Source organism: Curtobacterium phoenicis (assembly GCF_047238015.1).
GTDB lineage: Bacteria > Actinomycetota > Actinomycetes > Actinomycetales > Microbacteriaceae > Curtobacterium.
Window position 1 is genome coordinate 2,601,251 of the sequence record NZ_JBDFLZ010000002.1, and the last position, 17,275, is coordinate 2,618,525.

General features: G+C 72.2%; 14 protein-coding genes and 2 tRNA genes. 3 read left to right on the plus strand and 13 right to left on the minus strand.

Translation table 11 applies throughout. The features are described from left to right. Positions 1-145 precede the first annotated feature (145 nt). Positions 146-1,006 (plus strand): ATP-grasp domain-containing protein, encoded by an 861-nt coding sequence (locus ABC270_RS12430; protein WP_412881078.1) that lies wholly within the window; start codon positions 146-148, stop codon positions 1,004-1,006. A 12-nt stretch (positions 1,007-1,018) separates the two neighbouring features. On the opposite strand, the gene ABC270_RS12435 is transcribed toward ABC270_RS12430, so the two are convergent. The 7 genes from ABC270_RS12435 to ABC270_RS12465 form a co-directional block, all read right to left on the minus strand. Beyond that, complete coding sequence (locus tag ABC270_RS12435) at positions 1,019-1,426, minus strand: RidA family protein (RefSeq protein ID WP_412881079.1); 408 nt, start codon at positions 1,424-1,426, stop codon at positions 1,019-1,021. Between the two features lie 62 nt (positions 1,427-1,488). Next, a complete protein-coding gene (locus tag ABC270_RS12440; RefSeq protein WP_412881080.1) occupies positions 1,489-3,825 on the minus strand; it encodes a GNAT family N-acetyltransferase in 2,337 nt (778 codons plus the stop codon). Then, entirely contained in the window at positions 3,822-5,282 is a 1,461-nt protein-coding gene (locus ABC270_RS12445; protein WP_412881081.1) for a lysine N(6)-hydroxylase/L-ornithine N(5)-oxygenase family protein, read from the minus strand. The genes ABC270_RS12440 and ABC270_RS12445 overlap by 4 nt, the downstream gene beginning before the upstream one ends. Further along, a complete protein-coding gene (locus tag ABC270_RS12450; RefSeq protein WP_412881082.1) occupies positions 5,279-6,802 on the minus strand; it encodes a pyridoxal phosphate-dependent decarboxylase family protein in 1,524 nt (507 codons plus the stop codon). Before ABC270_RS12450 ends, ABC270_RS12445 begins: the two co-directional genes overlap by 4 nt. Positions 6,803-6,917: 115 nt before the next feature. After that, the gene (locus ABC270_RS12455; protein WP_412881083.1) at positions 6,918-8,291 is read right to left on the minus strand and encodes a reverse transcriptase family protein; all 1,374 of its coding nucleotides are present in this window, start codon (positions 8,289-8,291) and stop codon (positions 6,918-6,920) included. Positions 8,292-8,485: 194 nt separating this feature from the next. Continuing rightward, positions 8,486-8,561, minus strand: a tRNA-Glu gene (locus ABC270_RS12460). Between the two features lie 57 nt (positions 8,562-8,618). Then, a tRNA-Glu gene (locus ABC270_RS12465) sits at positions 8,619-8,694 on the minus strand. A gap of 114 nt (positions 8,695-8,808) precedes the next feature. Here ABC270_RS12465 and ABC270_RS12470 point away from each other — a divergent pair. Continuing rightward, positions 8,809-9,642 (plus strand): DUF72 domain-containing protein, encoded by an 834-nt coding sequence (locus tag ABC270_RS12470; protein ID WP_412881084.1) that lies wholly within the window; start codon positions 8,809-8,811, stop codon positions 9,640-9,642. A 43-nt stretch (positions 9,643-9,685) separates the two neighbouring features. Here the strand turns inward: ABC270_RS12470 and ABC270_RS12475 are convergent, their stop codons facing one another. The 6 genes from ABC270_RS12475 to ABC270_RS12500 all read right to left on the minus strand — a co-directional run bounded on the left by ABC270_RS12475 (position 9,686) and on the right by ABC270_RS12500 (position 15,185). Continuing rightward, positions 9,686-10,321, minus strand: coding sequence for an MBL fold metallo-hydrolase (locus ABC270_RS12475; protein ID WP_412881085.1), 636 nt, complete (start codon positions 10,319-10,321; stop codon positions 9,686-9,688). A 25-nt stretch (positions 10,322-10,346) separates the two neighbouring features. Next, entirely contained in the window at positions 10,347-11,348 is a 1,002-nt protein-coding gene (locus ABC270_RS12480; protein ID WP_412881086.1) for a LacI family DNA-binding transcriptional regulator, read from the minus strand. 20 nt (positions 11,349-11,368) lie between these two features. Beyond that, positions 11,369-11,860: a hypothetical protein gene (locus tag ABC270_RS12485; protein ID WP_412881087.1), complete on the minus strand. Its 492-nt coding sequence runs from the start codon at positions 11,858-11,860 to the stop codon at positions 11,369-11,371. 5 nt (positions 11,861-11,865) lie between these two features. Further along, on the minus strand, positions 11,866-12,777 hold the full coding sequence (locus tag ABC270_RS12490; protein WP_412881088.1) for a carbohydrate ABC transporter permease: 912 nt from the start codon (positions 12,775-12,777) through the stop codon (positions 11,866-11,868). After that, positions 12,774-13,748 carry a carbohydrate ABC transporter permease gene (locus ABC270_RS12495; RefSeq protein ID WP_290134219.1) on the minus strand — a complete coding sequence of 325 codons (975 nt, stop codon included), beginning with the start codon at positions 13,746-13,748 and terminating at the stop codon, positions 12,774-12,776. Before ABC270_RS12495 ends, ABC270_RS12490 begins: the two co-directional genes overlap by 4 nt. A gap of 147 nt (positions 13,749-13,895) precedes the next feature. Further along, positions 13,896-15,185 (minus strand): ABC transporter substrate-binding protein, encoded by a 1,290-nt coding sequence (locus ABC270_RS12500; protein ID WP_412881089.1) that lies wholly within the window; start codon positions 15,183-15,185, stop codon positions 13,896-13,898. Between the two features lie 326 nt (positions 15,186-15,511). Between ABC270_RS12500 and ABC270_RS12505 the strand changes: the two genes are divergently transcribed. Continuing rightward, on the plus strand, positions 15,512-16,846 hold the full coding sequence (locus tag ABC270_RS12505; protein ID WP_412881090.1) for a glycosyltransferase: 1,335 nt from the start codon (positions 15,512-15,514) through the stop codon (positions 16,844-16,846). The last annotated feature ends 429 nt before the right edge of the window (positions 16,847-17,275 follow it).

The window sequence follows — 17,275 nt, forward strand, 5'->3', positions numbered from 1 at the left end:
CGCAGCACCGTGGCGCGTGCGACTCTCCTCGGGACAGGGACCGTTGGCGGTTCGGCCCGCGGTTGGGTCCGGCAGGCCCCACTGCCGGGTCTGACGACGCACCCACTGTAGCGCGGCGCCGCGTCCGAACCGACAGACTGTGCGGGTGAGCACCACTTCCCTGGCCTGGGTCACCACCGCGCCCGCACGCGGGCTCGACGAGGACGAGGACCTCGCACTCGCGGCACTGGGCCGCACGGGTGTCACTGTGGACGTCGTGGACTGGGACGACCCGAACGTCGACTGGTCTGCCTGGGACCGGGTCGCCCTCCGGTCCACCTGGGACTACGACGACCGGCTCGACGACTTCACCGCGTGGCTGCACCGGGTCGAGCAGCAGACGGCGCTCGTCAACCCACTGCCCGCCGTCCTCTGGAGCACCGACAAGCGGTACCTCCGCGAGCTCGACGACGCCGGTGTCCCGATCACGCCGACCCGTTTCGTCCCGCCCGGCGAGGACCCGGTGTTCCCCGAGGGCCGGTTCGTCGTGAAGCCGGCAGTGGGTGCCGGCAGTCGCGGGGCGGCGGCGTACGGGCCGACGCAGCACGGCGCCGCTGCCGACCACGTGCGAGCACTGCACGACGCGGGGCAGGTCGTGCTCGTCCAGCCGTTCGTGCGCTCCGTCCCGGTCGAGGGCGAGTGGCCGCTCGTGTTCCTCGGCGGCGCGTACAGCCACGCGGCGAGCAAGCGGGTCGCCCTGCCCGAGGCCGCACTGGTCAAGGGTCTCTTCGCGGCCGAGGTCAACGCGCCGCACGTCGCGACGGCCGAGCAGGTCGAGGTCGCCCGGGCGGCGATGGCCGTCGTCACCGCCCGGTTCGGTGTCCTGCCCTACGCCCGGGTCGACCTCGTCCGCGCGGACGACGGCACGTCGCTCGTGCTGGAGGTCGAGCTCGTGGAGCCCTCGCTGTTCCTGCCCCAGGCCGACCCGGGCGCTCCCGATCGGCTCGCCGCCGCGCTCGTCGCCTGACGCGCAGCCCGTTCAGTCGACGACCGCTGCGACCGCCTCGATCTCCACGAGCTGGTCGTCGTACCCGAGGACGGTGACGCCGAGCAGGGTGCTCGGCACGTCGTGTTCCCCCATCGCCCGTCGGACGACCTGCCACGCCGTCACGAGGTCCGCCTGCCGGGACGACGCGACGAGGACCCGGGTGCTGATGAGGTCATCGAGAGACGCGCCCGCCGCGGCGAGCGCCGTCTCCAGGTTCGCCACGCACTGCTCGGCCTGCGCCGCGTGGTCCCCCACCGCGACGGTCCGGCCGTCCGCGTCGAGGGGACAGGCACCGGCCAGGAACACGAGCCGTGCGCTCGCCGGTGCCGTCGCGGCGTACGCGTACTCCGCGACGTCGCTGAGCGCTGCGGACCGGATGAGCTGCACGGCGGAGGACATGGTCCGACCCTGCCAGGCACGTGGCTGCCGCGTCACCCGCGCACGCGCGGCAGCGCCGCCCGTCAGCGCCGCGCGACCGGGTTCGGCATCCGTCCCGCCCGGATGAGCGACTCGGTCTGACCGGAGAGGTCGACCATCTGCACGGTGTTCCGCAACTGCAGGCGGTTCAGGCACGAGTGCTCGAAGTCGGGGACGCGGAAGTCGATGGACCGGGTCCGCCCGACGGAGCCGTCCACGCACTCCCCGACGAGCCGCCAGAACACCGCGCCCGGCAGCACGCCGTCCTCGTCGAGGATCGCCGCGAGGTACCGCAGCACCCCGTCGAACACGTCGGTGAACACACCGAGCGCCGCCTCGTCGTCGTCCACCGGCTGCACGATCCGCTCGGTCCCGGCGGGCACGTCGACGTCCCCCACCACGACGACCTCCTCGCCGATGTCCTTCATGAACACCCGTGAGACCGCCCCGTCGCGCAGGACGAGCACGAGGTTCTCGCCGTGCGGCATGAACAGCAGCTGGTGCTCGGTGAGGCAGTGCACCACGGGCCGGAGGTAGGCGTCGAGGTACCGGCGGACCCAGGTCGCAGCCTCGAGCCCGGACTGTTCGACGAGGGCTGCGGCGACGGACCGACCCCTGGCGTCGCGGTGCAGCAGGGCGGCCATCGTGATCGGTCGCTCACCCGGAGCGAGCCGTGGCACCGGGCTCTCGCGCCAGAGCGCGGCGAGCATCTTGCGCTGCGGCGAGACCACGTCGACCCGGTGGTACGCGTCGCCCGTGTACCCGATCGCGGCGTGCTCACGGAGCACCCCGAACCCGCAGTCGGCGAGGACCGGGTCGGCGGCGACCAGACCGGCGACCCAGTCGTTCACGGCGGGCGCGGTGCGCATGTAGGCGGGCGACATCCCCCGGAGGAACCCCATGTTCTGCACCGCGAGCGCCGTCTTCACGTACGACCGCTCCGGACGCGACCGGTTGAACGCCGTGCGGATCGACTGCTGCGGCTGGTGGTCGTCCGGTCCCGCCCCGAGGTCGACGAGGTCCTGCCGACCGAGGTCCGGCGCGAAGGTGACCGCGATCCGGTGCTGCCACTGCCACGGGTGCACCGGGAACCACGTGTACGCGTCCGGGTCGAGGCGGCGACGCTCGAGCGTGTCCCGGAACCGGTCCACGGTCGAGGCGTCGAGCTCGGCCCGCCAGTGCGCCTCCTCGGTGCGGCCGGCGGCGAGCGCCAGGTGCGTGTGCTCACGACGGGCGGCGAGCCAGCGGTAGCGGAACCGCCCGCCGGTCTCGGGGGCGTACGCGCGGTACTCGTCGAGTCCGAACCCGATTCGGCCGTTCGCGGCGACGAAGGCGGGGTGCCCCTCCGTCATCGCGGCCTCGGCGTCCTGGAACGACGCGACCACGTCGCCGTCGGACCGCCCCCGGGCGAGCTGTGCTGCGGACGGACCACCACGACGGTGCTTCGCCGCAGCGCTGGCGAGGGTCGACGCGACCTCCTCGAGGTAGGTGCCGAGCAGTTCGTCGGGGATGCCGAGGACGGTGTGCAGGGCGAGCACGAGGTCCTGCGCGTCGAGCGGCGCCGGCGACCCCGAACGCACCCGGGTGAGCGACGCCTCGTCGAGCGACCAGTGCTCGAGCGCGTGCACGCGAGCGCGGAAGCGGTAGGTGGAGTCCCCGGCGTCGAGCGCCCAGCCGTCGCCGTCCGGGTGCGGACTGATCAGCCGTTCGTGGGTGAACTCGGCGATCGCCTTCGCGACGAGGTGCCGCTGCGACGGCTCGAGGTGCTCGGGGCGGAGGTGCGCCGCAGGACCGTCGTCGTCGGGCGCCCCGATCCGTTCCGTGTCGAGCACGGACAGCAGTGCCCGCTTGCCGTCGACGTCGACCACGCGCAGCGCCCGGAACCCGACCTCGGCGTTCTTCCGCTGGACCGCCGTGTTCCGCACGTCCGGCTCGACCACGACCCGGCGGGCGCCGAGCGCGTCACGGCAGTGCTCGACGACGGCGCGCATCACGGCGCTCGTCAGGCCGTGCACGCGACCTCCGCCCGGTGCGGCGTCGGCGGGCGGAGGTGCGACGAGCAGGTGCATGCCGACGTCCCCGGGCTCCGCGTCCCACACGTCGGTCAGCAGGACCGCCGCCGGGTCGTACGTCTCGGCGTACGCGATCGGTGCGCCGTGGCGGTGCAGCAGCCAGCCCTGCTGGGCGGGGTCGTGCTGCACGGCGCGCAGGTACGCGCGCACCGCCGCGACGTCGTGGTCGGTCATCCCCCACCACGCGGCCGCCGGGTGCGCGAGCCACGTCTGAACGACGGCCGCGTCGCGGTCCGGGTCGACGCGCTGGACGGACGGGAGGCCCGTGGCTGCGTCCGTGACGACGGCGACCGTACCGGGGGCGCTCACGCCGAGACCTCCGCGGTCGCGCGGCGAGCGGCCGCGACCGCACCGGTCGCGTGGGGAGCGGCCGCGGCCGCGGCGTCCGCCGGTCGGGCGGTCCCCGGCGCGTCGGTGGTGGCCGGTGGCTGTGGAGCCGGTCGTCCACCGGGCAGGCCGAACTCCTGGAAGGCGATCCGTTCCTCCAGGCCGTACACGGCGCGCCCCGTGACGGACCGGATGATCGACGCGTTCCGCCACGCGCCCATGCCGAGGTCGGGGGCGGTGAGTCCGTGCGTGTGCTCCTCGGCGTTCTGCACCCAGAGACGACCACCGAGCGTGTCGACGTGGAGGTCGCGTGCGACCGCGAGCCGACCGCGCTCGTCGCGGGCCACGAGGTGCTCGACGGGGGCGAGGAAGTCGGGTGTGCGCGGGCGGTACCCGGTCGCGAGGACGAGTCGGGCGACCTCGTGCGTCGCCTCGGTGCCGAGCTGTCCGTGCCGCAGTGTCAGTCGGTACCGGTCCCGGTCGGGGAGCCACTTGGCGGCGACGACGCTCGTGTCGGTCCGGAGCGTCGTCGGGACGGGTCCGCGCGCGCTGGTGCGGTAGAGCGTGTCGTAGACCTCGTCGACGAGGTCCGCGCTGATGCCCTTGTACAGCCCACGCTGTTCGCGGCCGAGACGGTCGCGGACCTCGCGCGGGAGCGCGTGGAAGTGGTCCGTGTACTCGGGGCTGGTCATCTCGAGTGTGAGCTTGGTGTCCTCCATGGGGAAGAACCGCGGCGACCGGGTGATCCAGTCGAGGCGGTAGCCGCCGTCACGGATGCCCTCGAGGAGGTCGCGGTAGACCTCGGCGGCGGACTGTCCGCTCCCGATCACGGCGATCGAGTCGGCACTGCGGAGGTCCTCGCGGGCGTGCAGGTAGCCCGCGGAGTGCACGGCCGGGCCTGCGAGTCCCGCCAGCGCCTCGGGCACGGCAGGCTCGGTGCCGATGCCGAGCACGACGTGGCGGGTCCGGTAGCGCTCCGGTCCGTCGGCCGTCTCGGCGTGCACGGTGAACAGGTCGGTGGCCTCGTCGTGTTCGACGGCGACGACCCGGCGACCCCACCGCAGCGTGTCGAGGCGGTTCGCGGCCCAACGGCAGTAGGCGTCGTACTCGACCCGGAGGGGGTGGAAGTCCTCGCGGATGTAGAAGGGGTAGAGCCTGCCGGTCTCCTTGAGCCAGGCGAGGAACGAGAACGGCGACGTGGGGTCGGCCATCGTCACGAGGTCGGCGAGGAACGGGACCTGGATCGTCGCGTCGTCGAGCATCATGCCGTGGTGCCAGGCGAAGCCGTCGGCCTGGTCGAGGAACACGGCGTCGAGGTCGTCGAGCGGATCGGTGAGGCAGGCGAGGCCGAGGTTGAACGGGCCGATGCCGATGCCGACCACGTCGTGCACGACGTCCGCGGTGCTGATGCCGGTCCTGGTGCCGGTGCTCGCGGTCATCGTGCTGCTCCGGTCGTCTGGTCGGAGTGGAGCGCGGCGTGCAGCCGTCCGGCCGTCAGGGTGACGTGGTCGAGCGCCGCGACGACCTGCTCCGCGCTCGTGCCGGGGTTCAGCAGCGTCAGCTTGTTGCACGGTCGACCGTCGATCACGGTCTTCGCGATGAGCACCCGCCCCTCGGCCAGCAGCGCGGCCCGGAGCGGAGCCACGAGGGCGTCCGCTCGATCGTCGGTCACGTCGTCCGGGCTCCAGCGGAACAGTACCGTGCTCAACTGCGTCGGGGCGACGAGCTCGAGGTCGGGGTGCCGTCGGACGTGCTCGTGCACCTCGGCGGCGACGTCGAGCACGGTGTCGAACGCCCGGCCGACCGCCGTGGCCCCGCTCGCCCGGAGCGTCGCCCAGAGCTTCAGCGCGTCGAGCCGGCGGGTCGTCTGCAGCGACTTGTCGACCTGGTTCGGCTCGTCGGCGTCCTCGGGGTTGAGGTAGTCGGCGTGCCACGCGGCGAGTCCGAGGTCCGCAGGCTCCCGGACGAGCAGTGCGCTCGAGGACACCGGCTGGAAGAACGACTTGTGGAAGTCCGCCGTGACGCTCCGCGCGCGCTCGATGCCGTCGAGCAGGTGTCGGCGCGTCGGGGACACGAGCAGCCCGCAGCCGTACGCGGCGTCGACGTGGAGCCAGACGCCCTCGAGGTCGCACACGTCGGCGATCGGCTCGAGCGGGTCGATGCACCCGCGGTCGGTGGTGCCGGCGGTGGCGACGACGGCCATCGGCACCCGGCCCTCGCGGCGGGCGTCGGCGACCGCGTGGGCCAGGGCATCCGGGCGCATCCTGCCGGCGGGGTCCGTCGCGACGTCGACGACCGCGTGCTCCGGGAGTCCGAGGACCATCGCGGACTTCCGGACACTGAAGTGGCTGGACGCGGTGGCGAACACGGCGAGGTCCGCGAGCGCCGGACGGCCTCGTTGGCCCGGGCCGGCGGAGCGACCGGTCGCGGCCGGCCCGCTGGTCGCGACGGGCGCGCTCGTCGCGGCCTGACGGGCGAGCAGCAGGGCGTGCAGGTTCGACTGCGATCCGCCCGAGGTGAAGACCCCGTCGCCGTCCGCGAACCCGATCGTCCCCGCGGCCCACCGGACCACCCGTCGCTCGATCTCGGTGCCGATGCGCGACTGGTCCCACGTGTCGACGGAGGGGTTGACCGCGGCGAGCACGGCCTCGGCGGCGACGGCGGGCAGTGCCACGGGGCAGTTGAGGTGTGCGAGGGAGTCCGGGTGGTGGAACCACACGGCCTCGGCGCTGAAGAGCCGGTCGACCTCGTCCGCGGCGGCGTCGGCGTTGCCGAGCGGGATGTCGAGGTCGACGGCGGCGATGCGCTCCCGGAGGACGTGCGCGGGGGTGCTGGTCGTGGGCGTCGTGACGGTGGCGAACCGGGCGGCCGTGCGGGCGACGGCCGCGGTCACGACGTCGCGGTAGCGGTCGGCGGAGACGGCGCCGAGGATGTCGAGCTGAGGCGTAACGCTGTTCACGTTAGGTAAGGCTAACCTCACAAGCGGCACGAGCGAAACCTCGAACCGGGGAAGAACGGTCGTTCCGCCACCGGGACCGCCGGGTGCGCGGAGAGACCGCTGGGTGCCCGGGAGGTCAGCGCCAGTCGATCCGGTCGAACTCCGCACGGAGCCGCGCGGCGCGCCCGGGGTGCGTCTGCCCGACCCACCCGATCCGCCCGAGCAGGTGGGCGCGGAACTCCGGGTGCCCGTCCCGGTTCTGCGACTCCGGACCGGACCGGACGCAGTTGTGCAGGATCGCGTGGAGCCGGTCGACCTCGGCCCGGCCCGGCGACAGTCGGTCGTTGACGACCACACCGGTCACCGACTGCCGGACCCCTCGACGGCGGACCCGGGTCTTGTGCGGGTTGACGGCGTGGCCCTGGTCCCGCACGATCCGCTCGACCCCGGCGACGAACGCGTCCGCCCGCGCCGCGAGCGCTGCTCCCCCGCTGAAGGTCAGGTCGTCGGCGTACCGGGTGTACGTCGCCCCTGCGGCGGACGCCCAGCCGGCGAGCCGTGCGTCCAGGTGGCGCAGCACGAGGTTCGCGAGCGCCGGGGACGTCGGGGCACCCTGCGGCAGGTGCGCCTCGGTCAGGGCACGCCGCAGCGCGGACCGTTCGTCGACGGAGCCGGCGCCACCGCTCGGCATCGCCCGGAGGACGTGCGGCGGGACCCGGTGCACGCAGAGCCCGGTGAGGACGTGCGCGACCGGCTCCGCGAGCCCTGCCCGCCGGAAGACCCCGTACACGCTCGGCGCCCGGACCGTGGCGAAGAAGGACGTCAGGTCCATCGTGACGACGACCTCCGTCCCGACGTGGAGCGCAGCACCCGTCACGACGCTCCGCCCGGGGACGAAGCCGTGCGCCGCGTCGTGCACCGGGATCCCCGCGAGGAGCTCGTCGAGCACCGTCCGCTGCGTCCGGCGGAGCAGGTGCATCGGCGCCTCGATCAGCCGCGGCGTCCGGCCGGGCCGGACGGTCCACGTGTGCCGGTAGTGGTGCAGCGGCCCCTCGGGGTCGGCGCGCCGGTTCCAGCCCTTCGTGTCGGCGAGCCAGAGCAGGCGACCCACCGTGAGGTCGAGTGCACGGGCCAGTTCCGGCAGCGTGTCGACGACGAGCGGCCCCGCGACGTGTCGGCCGGCGCGGACCGGGGCGACCTGCCGGGCGACCACGGCCACGGGGCGACGAGCGAGCCGCCGCGTGTGCTCGGAGACGAGCCGGGGCGTGGTCGCGAGCACGTCGGCGAGGGCTCGGGGCGCGTCCCTCGGTGGTCTCGGGAACGCGTCGAGCGCAGCAGCGACCGCCGCGCCGACGAACGACCGCTCGACGCCGACCGTGTCGTGACCCGCGGCCCGGAGCGTCGCGATGTCCCAGCCGCCGGCGGCGAGGAACCCGTCGGCGAGGGCGACCGCGATCACGTCGAGGGGCGTGGCGTTCCCGGGGGACCCGTCGGTGCGTCCGTGCGGCATCGCGCGCGGAGCGCGCCCGCCCGCTCGGGGCGTGGTGTCCTGCTGGTCCTGCGTCCCCCGGGGTGACCCCGGAGAGGACGACGTACCGCGTACGTCATCCGCCTCCCCCGGGAACTCCACGCGCTCACCGTAGTGGACACCCCGGACGACGGGAACGACGAACGCCCCGCTCCTGCAGGAGCGGGGCGTTCCGGTGGTGACCCCAGCGGGATTCGAACCCGCGTTACCGCCGTGAGAGGGCGACGTACTAGGCCGCTATACGATGGGGCCGTGGCCCGGCTCGAGAGCAGGGCACACACGTTGTCGGACTCGGAGGCTAGCCACCTGTGGTGACCCCAGCGGGATTCGAACCCGCGTTACCGCCGTGAGAGGGCGACGTACTAGGCCGCTATACGATGGGGCCGTTCCGACAACTCGACAAGTATGGCACAGCGCCTGCATCTCGCCAAAACGAGGCGTGTCGCCCGGGTGTGCCGTGCCGAGGGACCTCGGAGGCGGACCGACCTACTGTGGTCGCATGGTCGTGCGGATCGGGCTGTCCGGGTGGCAGTACGACGCCTGGCGCGGCGACTTCTACCCCGCTGGACTCCCGAAGCGGCGCTGGCTCGGGTACGTCGGCGAGCACTTCCCCACGGTCGAGATCAACGGTTCCTTCTACTCGCTGCAACGACCGACCCGGTACCGCGACTGGCGGTCGGTCGTCCCCGGGGACTTCCGGTTCGCGCTCAAGGGCGGCCGGTACCTGACGCACATGCTGCGACTCCGCGACGCGACCACGGCGCTCGCGAACTTCTTCGCGTCCGGCCCGCTCGAGCTCGGGCCGACGATGGGTCCGGTGCTCTGGCAGCTCCCGGAGCGGTTCGTGCCGGAGCCGGCCGTGCTGGACACCTTCCTCGGCTCCCTCCCCCGGACGCAGGGCGCGGCCGCGACGCTCGCCGGTGCGCACGACGGGAAGGTCCGGGAGCCGTCGACGACCACCGACGTCCCGCTGCAGGACATCGACCACGTGCTCGAGGTCCGGAACGCGGGCGCCGTCTCCGAGGACCACCTCGCGGTCCTCCGTTCGCACCGCACGGCGCTGGTCGACTCCCACGCCGGCGACTTCCCCCGGTTCCGTGCGGACACGGGCGCACCGCTCGCGTACCTCCGGCTGCACGGGGCGCCGCGGACCTACCACGACGGCTACTCCCCGCAGGCGCTCACGGCGTGGCGGACGACGATCCGTCGACACGTCGACGCTGGCCGTGACGTCTGGGTCTTCTTCGACAACGATGCCGAGCGACATGCCCCCTGGGACACCCTCCGGCTCGCGCGCCTGGTGACCGACCCCGTCGGGTCCCGCCCGGCGTGACGGCCGGGAGGCGCGCCTCCCGACCGGCCGTCGGCGAGCGCCGTCAGACGGTGACGGTGTCGCCGGGGGCGATGACGACGACCTCGCCGTCGGGCTCGACCACCTCGCGCAGGCGGCCGACGTGCATGTCGAGCCCGATCTCGGAGAGGGTCGCCTCGTGGACCGGGTACGCCCGACGCGGCGCGACGGCGGCGACCCAGTCCATGAGCTCGCCGATCTTCAGCCAGGGGGCGCCGATCGGCGTGGCGAGCACCTCGACGGGCGCCGAGGGGACCGTGTACGCGTCGCCGGGGTGGAAGAGCCGCCCGTCGACGAGCACGCCGGTGTTGTCGATGACCGGGACGGTCGAGTGGATGACGTTGTGCCGTGTGCCGTGGAACGTGAGGTCGAACGGCCCGACGGTTCGGGCGTCCCCGTCGGTGACCACGTCCACCGCGAGGCCGCTGTCCGCAAGCGCGTCGGCGACCCCCGCCGGGCCGATGACGACCGCACCGGGGTTCGCGGCGAGGATCCGCTGGATCTGCTCGGGCGTGACGTGGTCGGGGTGGGCGTGCGTGACGACGACGCCGACGACGCCCGTGACGTCGACCGGCCGGGTGAAGTTCCCCGGGTCGAGGACGAGCCGTGCACCGTCGCGGGTGAGCACCTGGCAGGCGTGTTCGAGCTTCGTGACCTCCATGCTCGCGACCCTACGCGCGGGATGGTCACCGCGGCGGCGCCGTCGTCCCCCGCACCACGAGTTCGGCCGCTGCGGGCGTCAGCGCTTCCGTCGGCAGCCCGTCCACCTCGGCGAGCACCGCCCGGGCAGCCGTGCGCCCCTGGTCTTCCGGGTCCTGCGCGATCGTCGTCAGACCGACGGTGGCGCCGTACTCGTGCCCGTCCACGCCGATGACCGAGAGGTCCTCCGGCACACGGAGGCCCGCCCGGCTCGCGGCGAGGAGCAGCCCGAGCGCCATCTCGTCCGAGGCGCAGAAGACCGCGGACGGCCGGTCGGTCGTGTCGGCGAGCAGGGCTGCACCCGCCTCGACCCCACCGGCGAAGGAGAACCGTCCGTCCACCATCCAGTCCGGACGGGCATCGACGCCGCACGCGGTCATCGCGTCGACGAACCCGTCGTGCCGGAGGTACGGCACGGCGACGTTCATGCCGTCCTCGTCCTGTCCACCCATGTAGGCGATCGCCCGGTGGCCGAGCGACACGAGGTGGTGGACGGCCAGACGCGACACCACCGCGTCGTCGACCCCGACGTTCCGCAGGCCCGGGGCGGGTCCGCCGATCACGATCATCGGGTGCCGGGTGAGTTCGAGCTCCGCGCGCTCGGTCTCGTCGAGCACGAGCGACAGCAGCACGAGCGCGTCGACACGGTGCCGGAGCATCGAGCGCCGGAAGGCCCGGTCGCGGTCACCCCCGGGGCCGCCGAGGTTGTACAGCACCAGGTCGTGCCCGGCCCGGCGGAGCTCCGCGTCGACCCCGCCGAGCGCCTTGACGTAGAACCACCGGTCGATCACGGGGACGACGACGCCGACCGCGCGCTGCCGCCCGGTGGCGAGGCCGGCCGCTGCCGAGCTCGGCACGTACCCGAGTTCGTCGGCGACCCGCCGCACCTGGTCGATCGTCGGCCCCGCCACCGACGGCAGGCCGCGCAGGGCACGGGACACGGTCGACTTCGACAGTCCGGTGACGGTGGCGATCTCCTGGATGCCCATGGGTTCGGCCTGGAGGCGCGTCACCCGTCCGCCGGGCGACCCGCGTCCGTCCCGTGGCCGGCCGGGGCGACCGGTGCGGACCGGACGACGCCGGTCGGGCGGGCGGGACGGCTGGTCCGGCGCCCGCGGGCCGCGACCTCGTCCCAGCCGACGTGCGCATGCCCGTCCGCCGCGACCCGGGCGTGGCCGGCCGGCGCCCCGGCTGTCGCCGACCGGCTCGACGCGCCCTGGACCGGTGCGGTGCGGGCCGGGGCGGTCCGCGCGGGGACCGCGCCGACGCCGTCCACCTCGCCGGTGGCCTCGTGGTGCCGCCGGAGCACGGACACCCGCCAGCGGTCGAGCAGCACGATCGCCACGACGGCCGCCAGCAGGGTGAGGGCCCAGCCGAGCGCCGGCCGTTCCGTGACCTCGCAGAACACGGTCACCCCGAGGAACAGGACGCCGAAGGTGCCGACGAAACCGATCGCCTCCTCGATCCGGGCCGTGGGGCGGGTGGGGCCGCGCTGTGCCATCGTCGTCAGCCCTTCACGCCGCCGGCGGTGAGGCCGGCCACGATGCGCCGCTGGAACACGAGCACGAGGATGACGAGCGGGATCGTCACGATCGTGCCGGCGGCCATGACCGCCGTGTAGGGCTCCTGGTGCGGCTGCGACCCGGCGAAGGACGCGATCGCGACCGTGACCGGCTGGGTGGCGTCCGAGGACAGCTGGGACGAGATGAGGTACTCGTTCCAGGACGAGATGAACGCCAGGATCGCGGTCGTGAACACGGCGGGCGCGGCCAGCGGCAGGATGATCCGCCGGAACGCTCCGATGCGCGTGCAGCCGTCGATCCGGGCCGCCTCCTCGAGGTCCCACGGCATCTCGCGGAAGAAGCTCGCGAGCGTGTACACCGTGAGCGGGAGCACGAACGAGATGCTCGGCAGGATCAGGGCCTGGTACGTGCCCATCCACCCGATGTCCGTGAAGAGCTGGAACAGCGGCGAGATGAGCGCGACGCCCGGGAACATCGACGCGGCGAGGATCGCACCGGCGATCAGTGACTTCCCCTTGAACTCGAGCCGTGCCAGGGCGTACGCCGCGCTCGTGCCGACGAGCAGCGCGATGACGGTCACGGTGACGCCGATGAACACGCTGTTGAGCAGTGCGCGTCCGAGGTGGTTGCCGAGCGCGGTCGAGAAGGCCGTCTCGTAGTTGGCGAACGTGAAGTGGGTGAACCACGGCGTCGGGTCGAAGGTGAACCCGACGTCGCGGAAGCTCGTCACGACCATCCAGTAGAAGGGCAGGAGACACCAGACGGCGATGACGACCGCCTGGATCCCGGTCCGGAGCTTCTGACCGGTGTGGCGCTGGACCCGGACCTGCGTCCGGTCGACCTCGCGCTCGCGGGACCTCGTCGTGGAACGGGGTCGGTCTGCGGCGATGCTCATCGGAGTTCACCCTTCTGCTGGGCTGCCTGGGTCTGGACGACGTTCGCGCCGAGGAACCGGACGAAGATGAACGCGACGAGGAAGATCACGAGGAACGTGATCGTGGAGAGGGCCGACGCCGAGTTGAAGCCCTGCCGGATCTGGTCGACGACGAGGACGGACAGCGAGACGGTCGCGTTGCCGGAACCACCACCGCCGCCGGTCATGATGGCGATGAGGTCGTAGATGCGGAGGGCGTCCAGGACACGGAACAGCACCGCGACCATGAGCGCCGGCTTGACGAGCGGGAGCGTGATGTTCCAGAAGCGCTGCATCGTGGACGCGCCGTCCATCTTCGCGGCCTCGTACACCTCGTCCGGGATCAGCTGGAGGCCGGCGAGGATGAGGAGCGCCATGAAGGGGGTCGTCTTCCACGTGTCGGCGATGATGATCGCCCACCGCGACGCCCACTCCCCCGAGAACCAGAGGACCTGGTGCCCGATGACGTGGTTGAGGACGCCGTTCGCGTCGAAGATGAAGTACCAGAGCTTCGCGGTGACGGCGGTCGGGATGGCCCACGGTACGAGGATCGCGGCGCGGACGAAGGCCCGCCCCTTGAAGTTGCGGTTCATGATGATCGCCATCCACACGCCGATGACGGTCTCGAGGGCGACGGTCACGACCGTGAAGAAGAACGTGTTGCCCATCGCGGTCCAGAACTGGGACCCGAGGTTGCCGGGCGGGCAGGCGGTGTTGCCGCACTGCTGCCCCAGCCAGTGCACGTAGTTCGTGACCCCGGCGAAGCCGCCGGCCACGAAGAGCCCGGTCGCCTTGTCGAGACCGGCGTCGAGCTGGAACGACTGGATGACGGCACTGACGACGGGGTAGCCGATGACGATGGCGAGGAGCACGATCGTCGGGCCGATGAGGTACACGGCCCACCGGCCGTGCTCGGCGTTGAGGCCGCCCTTCCGCCGCTTCGGCGGCTCCATCCCCGTCGGGTTGGGGATGGCGGCGGGGATCTCGGTTGCTGCTGACACGTGACGGCCTCCTTGCCGGGTGTCGGGACGCGAGTGGGGGCGGACTGGAGGCACGGTGCACGCTGGCACCGTGCCTCCAGTCCGACGCGGCGCGAGCCGCTAGTTGCTGTTGCCGCTGGTCGCCGTCTTCAGGGCGTCCTGCATGTCCTTCAGGGCTTCGTCGACGCTCTTCGAACCCTTCAGGGCCGCGTAGGTGTTGTCCTGGATGGCCTTCGTCACGGCCGGGTAGAACGGCGTGACCGGGCGGGGCTCCGCGGACTCGATCGACTTGAGCAGCGTCGGCAGGTACGGGAGCTTGCTCGTCAGTTCGGAGTCGGTGTAGAGGTCACCGACCACCGGGGCGAGCGAGCCTTGCGTGGCGAAGAACTTCTGCGTGTCGTTCGACTCCAGGAACTCCAGGAAGTCGTGCGCGGTCGCCTTGTGCTTCGAGTAGACGCTGATCGCGGCGTTGTGGCCACCGAGCGTCGAGGCGCCGGTGCCGTCCTTGCCGGGGATCGGGGCGATGCCGAAGGTGTCCTTGACCTTCGACGAGCCGTCGGTCTTGGCGAGGTTGTAGACGTACGGCCAGTTGCGCAGGAACAGGAGCTTGCCGTTCTCGAACGCGGTGCGACCCTGCTCCTCCTGGTAGGTGATCGCCTCGGCCGGGATGTTCCCGTCCTTGAACGCGTCGACGAGGTTCTGCAGACCGGCCTTCGCGTCCGAGGTGTCGACGTCCGGCGAACCGCTCTTGTCGAGCACGGAGCCGCCCGAGCCGTTGATCGCCTCCGAGGCGTTCACGGTCAGGCCCTCGTACTTCGCGAACTGGCCCGCGTAGCAGCCGATGCCGGCCTGCTTCGCGATCGAGCAGTCCTTCATCATCTCGTCCCACGTGGTCGGCGGGGTCTTGACGAGGTCCTTGCGGTAGTAGAGCAGTGCGCCATCCGACGTCTGCGGAGCCGCGTACAGCGTGTTGTTGTACGTAGCGGTCTTCACCGTGGCCGGCAGGAGCTTCGACGTGTCGATCTTCATCTTCCCGGTGAGCGGCGTGAGCCAGCCCTTCGCGGCGAACTCCGCGGTCCAGACCACGTCGACGTCGACCACGTCGTAGTTCTCGTCCTTCGCCTGGAAGTGCTGCACGAGGTCGTCGTGCTGCTGGTCGGCCTGGTCGGACTGCTCCTTGAAGGTGACCTTCTCGTCCGGGTGGGCCTTGTTCCACTTCGCGATCAGCGGGCGGACGACGTTCGAGTTGTCCTTGCCCTGCACGTAGGTGATCGGGCCGCGGCTGTCCTGGCCGTTCTGGGCGTCGCCGGAGTTCGCGGACCCGCCGCTCGAGCAGCCGGTGAGCACGAGCCCGATCGCGGCGATGCCGGCGACGGAGGCGAACCGCACCTTGGCACGTGTTGTCTTCACAGGGTTGTCTCCTCATCGAGATCACCAGGGGCGCCGATCGGGTGCGTTCGACGCGGCCTGGAGCAGGCGACGTTGCCTGCTGACGGAGGAAGCTACGCCCAGCTCCGACGTTCCGCAACCGGTTGCATTGGTTCCGTGACCTGGTCGTGATGACCTTCCGGCGGGTGGTTTCTGTGGAACGACCGAAAGTGCGCGCTCACTTTCCCGTGGATCCTGGGTTCGTCGTGTGCGGAGTCGTCCTGCGGGCGTGCGGGAGTCCGCACGAACCCCGCCGTCGCCCGGCCGCGCCGTTGTCCGCTGCCCGCAGGCTCCGTAGCGTCGCGGACATGGCCCTGATCTCCCCCGTCACCGTGCCCGGCCCGCGTCGCGTCGTCAGCCTCGACCTCGACGCGCCGCTCCCCGAGCTCGTCGCCGACGAGCGCGGCTCCTCTGCGCTGGTCGTCGGCTACCGCGGCGGGTTCCCGGTGACGACGCTCGACGTGCTCCTCACCGACGACCCCGCGGACGCCCGGCGCGCCGTCGAGCCCCTCGTTGCGCAGACCGCATCGGTCACCGCCGACACCGGGCCATCGACGCCCGTGCCGGACGAGGACCTCCCGCTCATCTCGGTCGTCGTGTCGACGATCGTCGCGCGCATCGAGACCATCACGACGCTCCTGGCCGTCCTCGAGCAGCTCGACTACCCGCGGTACGAGGTCATCATCGTCGACAACCGCGTGAAGGTACCGGCGGACGACCAGCTCCCCCGGATCCTCGAGGGCCACAACGTCCGCCTCGTCGTCGAGCGCCGCCCCGGATGCTCGGCCGGCCGGAACGCCGGGGTCGCGGCGGCGAAGGGCGAGGTCATCGCGTTCACCGACGACGACGTCCGGATCAGCCCGCAGTGGCTCCGGATGATCGGGTCGCGGTTCGTCCGAGAGCCGTCGCTCTCCGCGGTGACCGGGTTGATCCTGCCCGAGGAGCTCTCCACCCCCGCGCAGATCTGGTACGAGGCGTACTACGGCGGGTTCAGCGGCGAGCGCACCTTCGAGCCGGTCACGATCGTCCCCGACGACGTCCCCGGTGCGATGCGCAACGCCCGTGTCCGCGCGATCGCCCCCGACGGCACGGTCCTGAAGCACTTCGCGGTGTACGGCATCGGCGGCTACGGAGCGGGCGCGAACTGGGCAGTCCGGACCTCGGCGTTCCGTGCCGCCGGCGGCTTCGACCCGGTGCTCGGCGCCGGTGTCCCCGCACGCGGTGGCGAGGACCTCGCGATCTTCATCGACATCCTGTGGGGCGGCGGTCGGATCGGATTCGAGCCGAAGGCCGTGGTGCACCACACGCACCGGGCGGACCTCGAGGGGCTGCACCACCAGCTGCACTCGAACGGCGTCGGGTTCACCGCGCTCATGTGTGCGCTCATCGTGAAGGACCGTCGGCACCTGACGGCCCTCACCCGGCTGATGCCGATCGCGGCGAAGGTCAAGCTCAAGCAGCTCGTCACCCGGCTCGCCGGCAAGCGTGACGCGGCACCCGAGACCGTGACGGAGGCCTCGACGACGAGCATCCCGCGGTCCCTCGCCTACCACGAGTTCCGGGGCTTCCCGGCCGGCCCGGCCGCGTACGTCCGGAGCCGTCGGTTCTGGCGGGACGTGGAGGAGGGGCGCTTCCGCCCCTGACCCGGCCTGCCCCGGTCGCGGTGGCGCGGCGGCGCGGCGGCGCGGCGGCGCGGCGGCGCGGATTCGCGGTGTTCCGCGATCTCGGAGATCGATGCGACGTTGCGCGTGTCGTTCGACGCGCGCAACGTCGACGTGTCAGTGCGCCAGATCATGCGGGTGCATCGTGCGACGTCCCGCGTGTCGATCAACGCGTGGGACGTCGGAACGGGTGCGTTTCGACGCTCGCCCCGCCCGGCTCCCCCGGCCCTGCCCAGCTCGGCCAGACCAGGCTCTCGCCCGGCCTCGCCCGCGGAGCGCCAGGGGCCGTCCGACACGGACACGACATTGCTCGTGTCGATCGACGCGCACATCGTCGAACTCGCTCAACGACGCTCCATGCGAGCGCATCGTGCGACGTGCTACGAGTCGATCGACTCGCGGGACGTCGAA

Coding starts and splice junctions, on each gene's coding strand:
- ABC270_RS12505 (WP_412881090.1), top strand. CDS start 15,512: ATGGCCCTGATCTCCCCCGTCACCGTGCCCGGCCCGCGTCGCGTCGTC.
- ABC270_RS12455 (WP_412881083.1), bottom strand. CDS start 8,291: ATGCCGCACGGACGCACCGACGGGTCCCCCGGGAACGCCACGCCCCTC.
- ABC270_RS12445 (WP_412881081.1), bottom strand. CDS start 5,282: ATGACCGCGAGCACCGGCACCAGGACCGGCATCAGCACCGCGGACGTC.
- ABC270_RS12480 (WP_412881086.1), bottom strand. CDS start 11,348: ATGGGCATCCAGGAGATCGCCACCGTCACCGGACTGTCGAAGTCGACC.
- ABC270_RS12475 (WP_412881085.1), bottom strand. CDS start 10,321: ATGGAGGTCACGAAGCTCGAACACGCCTGCCAGGTGCTCACCCGCGAC.
- ABC270_RS12495 (WP_290134219.1), bottom strand. CDS start 13,748: ATGGAGCCGCCGAAGCGGCGGAAGGGCGGCCTCAACGCCGAGCACGGC.
- ABC270_RS12435 (WP_412881079.1), bottom strand. CDS start 1,426: ATGTCCTCCGCCGTGCAGCTCATCCGGTCCGCAGCGCTCAGCGACGTC.
- ABC270_RS12490 (WP_412881088.1), bottom strand. CDS start 12,777: ATGAGCATCGCCGCAGACCGACCCCGTTCCACGACGAGGTCCCGCGAG.
- ABC270_RS12485 (WP_412881087.1), bottom strand. CDS start 11,860: ATGGCACAGCGCGGCCCCACCCGCCCCACGGCCCGGATCGAGGAGGCG.
- ABC270_RS12470 (WP_412881084.1), top strand. CDS start 8,809: ATGGTCGTGCGGATCGGGCTGTCCGGGTGGCAGTACGACGCCTGGCGC.